Annotated in this window: 10 protein-coding genes; 1 reads left to right on the top strand and 9 read right to left on the bottom strand. The window is 73.2% G+C overall.

Translation table 11 applies throughout. From position 1 onward, the window contains the following. Nucleotides 1–47 precede the first annotated feature (47 nt). Nucleotides 48–2,012 carry a sensor histidine kinase gene (locus BLU55_RS01770; protein ID WP_091725387.1) on the top strand — a complete coding sequence of 655 codons (1,965 nt, stop codon included), beginning with the start codon at nt 48–50 and terminating at the stop codon, nt 2,010–2,012. On the opposite strand, the gene rodA is transcribed toward BLU55_RS01770, so the two are convergent. The 9 genes from rodA to BLU55_RS01725 form a co-directional block, all read right to left on the bottom strand. After that, nucleotides 1,993–3,177, bottom strand: a complete 1,185-nt coding sequence (rodA, locus tag BLU55_RS01765; protein ID WP_091725386.1) for a rod shape-determining protein RodA — start codon at nt 3,175–3,177, stop codon at nt 1,993–1,995. The two genes, BLU55_RS01770 and rodA, sit on opposite strands and share 20 nt — an antisense overlap. Before the next feature lies 1 nt (nt 3,178). Then, on the bottom strand, nt 3,179–5,308 hold the full coding sequence (mrdA, locus tag BLU55_RS01760; RefSeq protein ID WP_091725384.1) for a penicillin-binding protein 2: 2,130 nt from the start codon (nt 5,306–5,308) through the stop codon (nt 3,179–3,181). A gap of 10 nt (nt 5,309–5,318) precedes the next feature. Beyond that, entirely contained in the window at nt 5,319–5,834 is a 516-nt protein-coding gene (mreD, locus tag BLU55_RS01755; RefSeq protein WP_091725383.1) for a rod shape-determining protein MreD, read from the bottom strand. Continuing rightward, entirely contained in the window at nt 5,831–6,847 is a 1,017-nt protein-coding gene (mreC, locus tag BLU55_RS01750; protein ID WP_231916997.1) for a rod shape-determining protein MreC, read from the bottom strand. The genes mreD and mreC overlap by 4 nt, the downstream gene beginning before the upstream one ends. 3 nt (nt 6,848–6,850) lie before the next feature. Then, on the bottom strand, nt 6,851–7,876 hold the full coding sequence (locus tag BLU55_RS01745) for a rod shape-determining protein (protein WP_091725381.1): 1,026 nt from the start codon (nt 7,874–7,876) through the stop codon (nt 6,851–6,853). A gap of 119 nt (nt 7,877–7,995) precedes the next feature. Then, nucleotides 7,996–9,618 (bottom strand): amidase, encoded by a 1,623-nt coding sequence (locus BLU55_RS01740; protein WP_091725380.1) that lies wholly within the window; start codon nt 9,616–9,618, stop codon nt 7,996–7,998. A gap of 103 nt (nt 9,619–9,721) precedes the next feature. Next, nucleotides 9,722–10,135: a nucleoside-diphosphate kinase gene (gene ndk, locus BLU55_RS01735; RefSeq protein WP_091725379.1), complete on the bottom strand. Its 414-nt coding sequence runs from the start codon at nt 10,133–10,135 to the stop codon at nt 9,722–9,724. Between the two features lie 34 nt (nt 10,136–10,169). Next, nucleotides 10,170–10,535 carry a DUF4233 domain-containing protein gene (locus tag BLU55_RS01730; RefSeq protein WP_091725378.1) on the bottom strand — a complete coding sequence of 122 codons (366 nt, stop codon included), beginning with the start codon at nt 10,533–10,535 and terminating at the stop codon, nt 10,170–10,172. Next, nucleotides 10,535–11,908: a bifunctional folylpolyglutamate synthase/dihydrofolate synthase gene (locus BLU55_RS01725; RefSeq protein WP_091733291.1), complete on the bottom strand. Its 1,374-nt coding sequence runs from the start codon at nt 11,906–11,908 to the stop codon at nt 10,535–10,537. Before BLU55_RS01725 ends, BLU55_RS01730 begins: the two co-directional genes overlap by 1 nt. Between the last annotated feature and the right edge of the window lie 12 nt (nt 11,909–11,920).

Genomic DNA, 11,920 nt, shown 5'->3' with positions numbered 1-11,920 from the left:
CCCTACGCTTCCCGGAGCCGGAGGCACGGACGCCAGGGGGCGAGGACATGCGGGTCAGCACCGAGCCGCCCGTCAGGGGGGCCACGATCGCCTTCGTGGCGTGCGTGTTCCTGGTGAGCCCCTACGTCGGTCTCGACAGCTTCGAGGTCGACCCGCGGATCGCCGAGGTCTGGCCGGTCGGCGGCACCGGCTTCGTGCTGCTCACGACCGTGTGGTGGGTACGCCGCGCGGTGCTGGCCGCGGTGCTGGCGGCCATGGTCGCGGTCGTCGTGGTCACCGCCGTGCTCCTCGGCTCCGGCCCGCTCGCCGCGCTGTGGCTGGGCGTGATGGCCGTGGTGCAGTCGCTGCTGATGCTCCTGGCCTACCGGCGGCTGCGCGGTCGCCCCGGGTTCGCGCCCGAGCACGCCCTCGACGTCGGGGCCATGCTGCTCTCGGCGGCCGGGTCGGCCCTCGTGGTCGGGCTGCTGGGCGGCTACCCCCGCCTCGCCGTCGACGAGGTGGCCTCCGAGGTGCTGCTGTGGTGGGTGCTGCGCTCGACGGTGTTCTGCTTCGGCGCCGCCGTCATCTTCACCGTGCTGCTGCACACCCGCCGCCCCGAGGTGCTGCGGCCCAGCTCCTGGCCCAACCGGGTGGCCCTGGCCGCGGTGACCGTGCTGTGCGTGGTGGGGACCTACCACGACCCGTCGTTGCCGCTGTCGTGGCTGCTCATCGTCCCGTGCGTGTGGGGCGGGATGACGCTGACGCTGCGCGGCACGGCGTACCTGGTGCTCTACGTCAGCCTGGTCGCGGCCGGCATGACCTACCTGCCCCAGAACCAGTTCGGGTACGGCGGCCTGCTGCCGGCCGCCTCGATCGTCGACCTGCTCGTCATCGCCAGCACCGCCTTCGCGCTGCTGCTGGCCCTGATGCGCGAGCAGCGCGCCCGCCTCATCGCCGAGCTCGACCACCAGGGTCGCGAGTCGGAGTCGCGCCGGCAGCTGCTCGAGACCGTGCTGGACGCGATGAACGACGGCGTCATGGTCGTCGCCGACGGCGCGGTGCAGACCCACAACACCGCCACCCGCACCCTGCTCGGACGGCCGGTCCCCCACGGCGCCGGGGTGTCGTGGAGCGAGACCTTCGCCGTGGCGGGCCCCGACGGCCGGCCGCTCACCGACGACGAGCTGCGCCGGCTCTTCGGCAGCGGCGACGCGCCCCCGGAGGTGGTCGAGGTCCGCGTCGGCCACGGCGCCGGGGCCCGGGTGCTGGCGATCACCGCCAAGGCGCTGCCGACCACCGGTGACGAGGACGACCCGCGGGTGCTGCTGCTGCACGACGTCACCGCCCAGCGGGCGCGGCTGCGCGAGCTGACCAACTTCGCCGGCATGGTCGCCCACGACCTGCGCGGCCCGCTGACGGTGCTCGACGGCTGGCTCGAGGTCGCCGAGGACGACGAGTCGTCGGCCGAGGAGTCCGAGGCCTCCCTGGTGCGCGCCCGCGAGGCCAGCAGCCGGATGCGCCAGGTCATCGAGGACTGGCTCAACTACACCGTCGTCCAGGAGGGCCGGCTGCGGCCCGAGCCCGTCGAGCTGCACGCCCTGGTGGCCTCGCTGGTCGAGAGCCGCCGCTCCCACAGCTCGCTCGACGAGGAGCCCCGGATCACCCTCGACCTCGCCCACCGGGTGCGCGGCGACGCGGGGCTGCTGCGCCAGCTGCTCGACAACCTGGTCGACAACGCCGTGAAGTACACCGCCCCCGGCCAGGTGCCGGAGGTGCGGGTGGTCTCCCGCGACGACGAGGAGCCCGGCTGGGTGCGGGTCGAGGTGGTCGACGCCGGAGTCGGCATCCCCGAGGGTCAGGAGGAGCTGATCTTCGAGGAGTTCCACACCGGCCCGGTGGCGGGCCGCTCGCAGGGCACCGGCCTCGGGCTCGCGCTCACGCGACGGATCGTGGCGCTGCACGGCGGCACCATGGCCGCTCGCCGCAACCCGGGGGGCGGGTCGACCTTCAGCTTCACCGTGCCCGCGGGCTGAGTCCCCAGCCGGTGCTGCTGCCGCGCATGGCGATGTTCTGCAGCAGCCCGATCGCCATCATCGAGGCGAACATCGAGGACCCGCCGTAGGAGACCAGCGGCAGCGGGACCCCGGTGACCGGCATGATGCCGAGGCACATCCCGACGTTCTGGAAGGTCTGGAAGGCGAACCAGCAGGCGATGCCCGCGGCCGCCACCCGGCCGAACATGTCGTCGGCGCGGCGCGAGATCAGCAGCGCCCGCCACAGCATCACCGCGAACAGCGCGATCAGGACGCCGGCGCCGATGAGGCCGAGCTCCTCCCCCGCCACGGTGAAGATGAAGTCGGTGTGCTGCTCGGGCACGAAGCGCGAGCGGGTCTGCGAGCCGTCGAAGAGGCCCTGGCCGAAGAGGCCGCCGTTGCCGATCGCGATCCGCGCCTGGGTGGTGTTGTAGCCCGCGCCGCGGGGGTCCAGGCCGGGGTCCGTGAAGGCCATGAAGCGGTTGATCTGGTACTGCTTGAGCACCCCGGCGGAGACCACGAGCACCGCCAGCGCGAGCGCGCCGCCGGCGAGACCCGCCAGCCACCGCCGCGGGACGCCGGCCACGGCCAGCACGCCGAAGACGGTCGCCGAGAGCACCAGCATCGTGCCCAGGTCGGGCTGGGCGATGATGAGCAGCGCGGGCAGGCCCGCGATCGCGCACATCAGGGCCACGTCGACGGCCCCGACCTGGCGGCGCCGGGCGGTCTCGGTGCGCTCGGCGATGACCATGGCCATGCCGATCACCACGGCCAGCTTGGCGAACTCCGCCGGCTGGATGGACAGGCCGCCGATGAGCAGCCAGGAGCGCGAGCCGTTGATGGTCGAGCCCATCACCAGCACGAGCAGCAGGCCGACCACCGAGCCGGCGTACACCAGGGGCGTCACGATGCGGACCCAACGGTGGTCGGTGGCCATCACCACCGCCGCCAGCACCAGCCCGATCACGACGTTGACCAGGTGCTTGTGGAGGTACGCCGTGGAGTCGCCGCCGGTGAGCACGTCGTTGGTGGCCGTGGCCGACCACACGAGCAGCGTGCCGAGCACGAGGACCAGGCCGGCGGCGCCCATCAGCACCCAGTCGAGCGCGGGCACCACCAGGCGGCTGCGGGCCACCGTGAAGCGGTGCATCGGGAGGGCGGTCATCTCAGTCCTCCCGCTTCGTGGTGGCCGGCGGCAGGATCGAGCCGTCCTGGGCGAAGGTCGGCAGCCGGCTCGGCGGGCTGACGCCCGGGATCGCGGACTTCGCGAGGTTCACCGAGGTGCCCTTGATGCCGTAGAGCTTCTCCCAGATGGCACGGATCGCCTCGCCGGAGGTGCCGGAGCCGGTGCCGCCCTGGCTGACCATCATCACCACGACGTAGTCCTTGCTGTAGGACGCGACCCACGAGGTGCTCTGCTTGCCGTAGACCTCGGCCGAGCCGGTCTTGGCGCGGATGCTGACCTGGTCGAGCGGGAAGCCCTCGAGCTTCCAGGCCATGGTGCCGGTGCGGGCGACGCCCTTGAGGGCCTCGTCGATGTAGGCCAGCACGTCCTTCTTGACCGGCAGCTTCCTGGCCACGACGGGGGCGAACTCCTTGAGCAGCTTGCCCTCGGGGCTGACGATCGCCTTCGCGACGCGGGGCTCGTAGAGCGTGCCGCCGTTGGACAGCGCGGCGTAGGCCCGGGCGAGCTGGAGGGGCGTGACGACGGTGTCGCCCTGCCCGATGGCGAAGTTGACGGCGTCGCCGGCGCGGTACTCGTAGCCCTCGGCGCAGAACTCCCGCGCGAAGCGGTGCAGGAAGTCCGAGCCGTCCTCCTTGCCGACCTTGCAGTAGTAGTCCTTCATCGACTTGTAGTAGGCGAGCTTCCACCTGCGGTCGGCGATCCGGCCCGAGGCCTCGCCGGGGATGTCGATGCCGGTGGGCTTGCCGAAGCCGAAGGTCTTGGCCACGGAGACCAGCGGGTCCTTGGCGTCGACGTCGGTGGTGTCGCTGCCGTACTTCTGCCAGAAGTCGTAGCCGATCCGGTAGAAGAACGTGTTGCACGAGACCTCGAGGGCCTTGGCGAAGTCGATGTAGCCGTAGGCACCGGACTCGTAGTTCTTGAACACCCGGTTGCCGACCTGGAAGCCCGAGGAGCAGTCGAGGCGGGTGTCGGTGGTGTAGCCGTTGGACAGCGCGCCCGCGGTCATCATCGGCTTCCACGTCGAGCCGGGGGCGAACTGGCCCTGGGTGGCGCGGGAGAGCAGCGGCGTGCCGGCCGCCTCGGAGTAGAGCCGGTCGAGCTGCTTGCTGGTGATGCCGCCCGACCAGACCTCCGGGTCGTAGGTCGGCTGGCTGGCCATCGCCACGACCCGGCCGGTCTTCGCGTCGAGCACGACGGCGGCGCCGGAGTCGGCGACGTAGTTGCGCCCGGTGACGCTGTCGAAGGTGCTGCGGGCCCGCGCGATGGTGCCGGCGAGCTGCTTCTCCACGAACCCCTGCACGTCGGCGTCGATGGAGGTGACCAGGGTGTCGCCGGGCTCGGCCTCGACCTCGCCGGAGTCGCCGAGCACGCGGCCCATCGAGTCGACGGCGACCTTCTTGAAGCCGGGGGTGCCGCGCAGGTAGGAGTCGTAGGCCTTCTCCACGCCGGCGCGGCCCACGACGGAGGCGCCGTTGACCGAGGTGTCCTCGTCCTTCTCGGCCTCCTCCAGCTCGCCGCCGGTGATGGGGCTGAGGTAGCCCAGCACGTGGGCGCCGTTGACGCCGTACGGCGCGGGGTAGGCCCGGACGCTCTCCTGCTGCGCGAGCACCGCGGGGTACTCCTCGGTGCGCTCGAGCAGCTTGACCGCGACCTGCTGCGGGACGTCCTGGGCGACCGGGACGGGCTGGTAGGGCGAGCCGTTCCAGCAGGTGCCGGTCGTGCTGCCCTCCTGGCCGCAGACCACGAGCCGCTCGCGGATCGTGGCCACGGGCTCCTTCACGACCGCCGAGAGCTTGCGCAGGGTGCGGTCCTGCTGCTCGGCGGGCAGCTTGCCGAGCAGGGTGCGGTCGATGCTGACCACCCAGCTGCTGCGGTTGGCCACCAGCGGGCGGCCCATGTCGTCGACGATCAGGCCGCGGGCGGGCTGCACGACGACGTCGCGCACCGACTGCTCGGCGGCGGCGGCCTGGTAGCCCTCGCCGGTGAGCACCTGCATGTACCAGAGGCGGGCGAAGAGCGTGAGGAACAGCGAGAGCACCAGCGCCTGCACGACGATCAGGCGCAGCCTGCTCTTCTCGGAGGTGTTGGGGCGGATGAGGACGGCGGCCATCGGTGTCCTTCTACGCGGCGAGCTCGTGGGCGCGGTGGCGCTCGAAGAGCACCATCAGCGGCGGCAGCAGCAGCGGGGCGACGACGACGTCCCACAGCAGCGCCAGGAAGACGACCGAGAACAGCTGGCCGGCGGGCAGGGCGTGGTCGCCGAGCAGCTGCCCGGTGAAGGCGAAGACCGAGGTGGCGACGAAGGAGCAGGCGGCCACGGTGGCCAGCCCGGCCAGCGCGCTCTGGCGGGCGTCGTGGCGCACGCGGGCGGCGAGCAGCGCGGCCAGCACGAAGGCCAGCGCCCAGCGCCCGGCGAGGTGCTCCGAGGGCGGCGCGAGGTCGAGCAGCAGGCCGGCCGCGAAGGCGGTGACGACGCCGGTCTCGGGACCGCGCACGATGGTCACGGCGACCACCACGACGAGCGCGAGGTTGGGCACGACGCCGTTGACGGCGACCACCCCGAGCACGGCGACCTGCACCACGACGGCCGCGACGACGGCCAGGGCGATCAGGGCGGTGCGGTAGAGCGAGCTCATCGGTCCCCTCCCGAGGAGTCGGACGCGCCGGGCGAGGTGGTGGTGAGGCCGTTGACCACGACGCGGTCGCCGCGGGTGTCCTTGGGCACCACGACGCCGACGACGTCGAGGGAGGTGAAGTCGACGTAGGGGTCGATCACCGCCCGCTTGGCCAGCTCGCGGGGGGTCGAGTAGACCGACTCGACGGTCCCGATCGGGATGCCGGCGACGTACGGCTTGCCGCCCTGGCTGCCCCAGGTCACCACGACGTCGCCCTGGCCGGGCGTGACCGAGTTGTCGACGAGGTCGAGGTCGAGGCGACCGCGCTCGGCGGTGACGCCGCGGCCGCGCAGGAAGCCGATCTCGAGGTTGGAGCCCAGCCGGCCGCCGACGACCGAGTCGGTGTCGACGATGAGCAGCACGGTGGCGGTGGTGCGGGTGACGCTGGTGATGCGGCCGACCAGGCCGTCGTTGTTGAGCACCGTCATGTCGCGGCGCAGGCCCGAGGACGTGCCGGCGTCGATGGTCACGGTGCGGGAGAACGACTGCATCGGCCCCATGCCGACCACGCGGGCCGCGACCAGGGCGTAGCCGGTCTCGTTGGCGGTGCGGGTCAGGCCGTCGAGCTCGGCGAGCCGGTTGCGGTCCAGCGGCACCTGCTCGGCCTGCGAGCGGAGCTGGCTGTTCTGCGCCGAGAGCGTCGCGACCTCCTCGCGCAGGTCGCGGTTGGAGGAGAAGTACGCCAGGGCCGCCCCCAGGGGACGGGTCGCGCGGGCCGTGGTGGCCTCGACGGGGCCGACGACCCCGGCCACGGCGGAGCGCAGCGGGTCGACCGGCGAGCCGTCGTCCCCACCGGCGGCGTCGACGGTGATGACCGCGACGGAGGCGGCGACCACGAGGCCGACGACGACCTTGGACGAGGCACCCGAGCGCTGCCGACCGAAGCCGGGGCGCCCTCCCCCGCGACCGTCGTCGCCGGTGAAGGAGCGGCGCGACGCGCTCGCGCGGCCGCCGCGCAGGCGGTTCTTCGCCACGGGCTAGCGCCTCCGGTCCGAGACGAGGACCTGCTGGAGCGCCTCGAACTCCTCGACGCACTTGCCGGCGCCGAGCACGACCGAGGTCAGCGGGTCGTGGGCCACGTGCACGGGCATGCCGGTCTCGTGGCGGATGCGCTCGTCGAGCCCGAGCAGCAGGGCGCCGCCGCCGGTGAGGACGATGCCGCGGTCCATGATGTCGCCGGCCAGCTCGGGCGGCGTCTGGTCGAGCGTGGTGCGCACGGCGTCGACGATGCTGTGCAGCTGCTCCTCGATGGCGCGGCGGATCTCGGGGCTCGACACCGTGACCGTGCGGGGCAGGCCCGAGACCATGTCGCGCCCGCGGACCTCGGCCTGGCGCTCCTGGGGCAGCGGGAAGGCCGACCCGAGGGTCATCTTGATCTCCTCGGCGGTGCGCTCCCCCAGCATCAGGGAGTGCTCCTTCTTCATCCAGGCCACGATCGCCTGGTCGAGCTGGTCACCGGCGGTGCGCACGCTCAGCGTGGTCACGATGCCGCCCAGCGAGATCACGGCGACCTCGGTGGTGCCGCCCCCGATGTCGACGACCATGTTGCCGGTCGCCTCGTGGACCGGCAGCCCGGCGCCGATGGCCGCGGCCATGGGCTCCTCGATGATGTAGACCCGGCGGCCGCCGGCCTGGTAGCCCGCCTCCTTGACCGCGCGCTGCTCCACGGCGGTGACGCCGCTGGGCACGCAGATGATCATCCGGGGCTTGGCGAAGTAGCGGCGCTTGTGGACCTGCTGGATGAAGAACCGCAGCATCTCCTCGGTGGCGTCGAGGTCGGCGATGACCCCGTCGCGCAGCGGCCGGATGGCCTCGATCCCGTCGGGCGTGCGCCCGATCATCCGCTTGGCCTCGTGGCCGACGGCGAGGATCTCCTGGGTCTGCTGGTTGAGCGCGACCACGGACGGCTCGTCGACGAGGACGCCGCGGCCACGCACGTAGACGAGCGTGTTCGCGGTGCCGAGGTCGACGGCCATGTCACGGCCGATGAGACTGTTGGCCATAGGTTCGCCTCGCAGGTCACAGGGGGGAAGCGGGAGGCGCCCCTCCCGTGCTGCGAGGGTATTTGGCCCGCGGCGTCAGGCCGGCTCGACACGCCGCCCGGTCCACCGACCGGGGGCGATCACCCCACGGTGCGGCGCAGCGTGGGCGGGGTCCGGACGCCGGTGGCCTGCTCCCAGGCGTAGGCCAGCCCGAGCAGCTCCGGCTCGCCCCACCGCGGCCCGATGAGCGACATCCCCACGGGCAGGCCGTGGGCGTGACCGGCGGGCACCGTGACGTTGGGGTAGCCCGAGATCGCGCTGGGGCTCGACGAGCCGACGAGGAAGTGGTCGCCGTTGACGAGGTCGGTGGTCCACGCGGGCGAGTTGGTGGGCGCGATGATCGCGTCGAGGTCGTCGGCGGCCAGGGTGTCGTCGATGGCGGCCCGGGCCGTGGCCCGGGCCGAGCGCCGCGCCTCGACGTACGCCGGGTCGGTGAGCGGGCCGCGGGCCTGGGCGGCCTCGAAGGTCTCCTGGCCGAACCAGCGCAGCTCGCGCTCGGCCTCGGCCCGGTTGAAGCGGATCAGGTCGGCCAGCGTCTTGGGGTACCTCGGGGCGGTCCAGCGCTGCAGGTAGTCGGCGATCGCCGCCTTGAACTCGAACTGCAGGGCGGTGTTCTCGTCGTCGTACGCCGGGTCGATCGGGACGTCGGCGTCGTCGACGACCGTGGCGCCCAGGGCGCGCAGCCGCGAGATGGTGCGCTCCATGACGGCGTCGGTCTCGGGCGAGGACCCGAAGTTGCCCTCGCGCCACACGCCGATCCGCGCACCGCGCAGCGCCGAGCGGTCCAGGGCGTCGAGGTAGCTGCTCGGGACCTCGCCCTGCTGGTCGGCCGTCGCGGCGTCCGCCGGGTCGACGCCCTGCAGCGCGGCGAGCACGACGGCGGCATCGGTCACGTTGCGGGTCATCGGGCCGGCGGTGTCCTGCTCGGGCGAGATCGGCACGATGCCGGTCCGGCTCGCCAGACCGAGGGTGGGCTTGACGCCGACGATGCCGTTCTGGCCCGACGGGCACACGATCGAGCCGTCGGTCTCGGTGCCGATGGCCACGGTGGCCAGGTCGGCCGAGACCGCCACGCCGCTGCCGGCGCTCGATCCGCAGGGGTTGCGGTCCAGGGCGTAGGCGTTGTGGGTCTGGCCGCCGACGGCGCTCCAGCCGCTCGAGGACTGGTCGCCGCGGTAGTTGGCCCACTCCGAGAGGTTGGTCTTGCCCAGCACCAGGGCGCCCGCGGCCTTGAGCCGCTTCACCACGAAGGCGTCGGTCGGGGTGCTCCCCCGCAGCGCCAGCGACCCGGCGGTCGTCGGCATGCCCGTGGTGTTGACGTTGTCCTTGACCAGCACCGGGATGCCGAGCAGCGGGCGGCGGTCGCCGCGGTCCCGGGCGCGGTCGGCCGCCCGGGCCTGGGCCAGCGCCTGCCGGTTGGTGGTGACCACGGCGCCCAGCCGGCCGTCGAGCCGCTCGATGCGGCGCAGGTAGTAGCGGGTGAGCGCGACCGAGGAGAGCCGGTCGCGGGTCATGGCCCGCTGCAGCTGCGGGATCGTCGACCGGTCGACGTCGATGCCCGACACGACCGTGCCGCGAGCGACGGCGGCGCGGGACGCGGACGCCCCGGTCGCGGGGGCCGCGGCGGCCGACGCCAGCGGCGTCGCGGCCAGCGGCGCCGTCAGCGCCACGAGCAGCAGGGCGGGCAGGACAGGTCGCGACATGGTGGCTCCCGAGGGTCGGCGGACCCTCAGCCTCGCGGCGTCACCCGCGGGGCGCAAGCACCCCGGGTGCGCGGGCGCCCGGGGCGTGGTGCGGTGCGGCTGCTCAGGCGTCGAGCGCGGGGAACCACAGCGCGATCTCGCGCTCGGCCGACTCGGGGCCGTCGGAGCCGTGCACGAGGTTCTCGCGGTTGGACAGCGACAGGTCGCCGCGGATGGTGCCGGGAGCGGCCTTGCGGCCGTCGGTCGCGCCGTTGAGCGCCCGGACGACCTCGATCGCCTCGTCGCCCTCGAGCACCGCGGCGAGCAGCGGACCGCTGGTGACGAAGTCGCGCAGCGGCGGGTAGAAGTCGCGCTCGACGTGCTCGGCGTAGTGCGCGTCGGCCTGCGCGGCGTCGATGTGCCGCAGCTCGAGGGCCACCAGGGCCAGGCCCTTGGTCTCGAAGCGGGACAGGATCTCCCCGACCAGGCCGCGGCGTACGGCGTCGGGCTTGAGCAGGACCAGGGTGCGCTGCGACATGGGAGAAACCTAGGCCATCGCCCGCGCGGTCGGGTCAGCCGTCGGTGCGCGGGGCCCCGGGGTAGTTGCCGGTGCGCTCCCACAGGGCGCGCTCGCGCTCGATCTTGGCGCCGAGGAAGTACGCCGTGGCCCACAGCGCCAGGAAGATCAGGCCCACGAAGACCATCGCCCGCACCTCGACGCCCACCGCGATCGCGGCGACCTGGATCGCCCAGCCGAGACCGTAGGCCCACCGGGCGCGCAGCAGGCCGGCCGTGAGCACGCAGGCCACGAACAGCCCGACGCCGATGAGCACCGCGATCGAGGTGGACACGCCGGCCACGGCGATCAGCACCGGGGTGCTGAGCCCGAAGGCGACCGCCTCCAGCGAGAGGATCGCCGCGCACAACCGCCGCTGCATCACAGCTCCCGGCCGCGGTGGCGCAGCAGTCCGCGCGCCTCCCCGACGGTCACGACCGATCCGGTCACCAGCACGGCGCCGGAGCCGATGGCCTCGCCGGAGTCGCCGCCCTGCTCGGCCAGCCCGGCTGCGACGTCGATGGCGTCCTCGAGCCGCGCGGACTCCAGGACGCGGTCCTCGCCGAAGATCCCGATGGCCAGCTCGGCCAGCTCCGAGGCCGGCATCGAGCGCTGGGTGGAGTTCTGGGTGCACACGATCTGGGCCAGGACCGGCTCCAGCTCGCTGAGCAGCGCCTCGTGGTCCTTGTCGGCCATGACGCCGACCACGCCCACCAGCGGGGAGAAGGTGAAGGAGTCCTCCAGCGCCGCGACCAGCGCCTCGGCGCCGTGGGGGTTGTGCGCGGCGTCCAGCACGATCGTGGGCGAGCGCCGGATGATCTCCAGGCGGCCGGGCGAGGTCACCTCGGAGAAGGCCTGGGCGACGACCTCCGCGTCCAGCGGGTCGTCCCCGCCGACGAAGGCCTCGACCGCCGCCAGCGCCAGGGCGGCGTTCTGGGCCTGGTGGGCGCCGTAGAGCGGCAGGAAGATCTCGTCGTAGCTGCCGCGCAGGCCCTGCAGCGAGACCATCTGGCCGCCGACCGCCGGGACCCGGCTGCTCACGCCGAACTCGATGCCCTCGCGGGCCAGGGTGGCGCCGACCTCGGCGCAGCGCTCGACGACCAGCGGCACCACCTCGTCGGGCTGCACGGCCGTGACCACCGTGGCGCCGGCCTTGATGATGCCGACCTTCTCCGCCGCGACGGCGGCCGGCGTCGCCCCGAGGTAGCGCGCGTGGTCGACCGCGATCGGGGTCAGCACGGCCACCCGGGCGTCGAGGACGTTGGTGGCGTCCCAGGCGCCGCCCATGCCGACCTCGACGACCGCGGCGTCGACCGGGGCGTCGGCGAAGGCGGCGTAGGCCATGGCGACGGTGGTCTCGAAGAACGACAGCGGGTGGTCGCCCTGCTCGTCGACGAGGTGGGTGTAGGGCGCGACGTCGTTGAAGGCGGCCACGAAGGCCTCGTCGCTCAGCGGCTCGCCGTCGAGGCTGATCCGCTCGGTCATCGACTCCAGGTGGGGGCTGGTGAAGCGGCCCACGCGCAGGCCGAGCGCCGTGACCAGCGCCTCGACCATCCGCGCGGTCGAGGTCTTGCCGTTGGTGCCGGTGAGGTGGATCGCCGGGTAGGAGCGCTGCGGGTCGCCCAGCAGCTCGAGGATCGCCTCGATGCGGTCGAGGGAGGGCTCGAGGCGGGTCTCGGGCCAGCGGCTGAGGAGCGCGTCCTCCACCTCGGCGTACGTCTCGGCGGGCCGCGCCTGCGGGGGGAGCTCAGTCATCACCACGAGTCT

Source organism: Nocardioides scoriae (assembly GCF_900104965.1).
GTDB lineage: Bacteria > Actinomycetota > Actinomycetes > Propionibacteriales > Nocardioidaceae > Marmoricola > Marmoricola scoriae.
The sequence above is the reverse complement of the archived record's forward strand: the minus strand, read 5'-3'. Positions and strand labels throughout refer to the sequence as shown.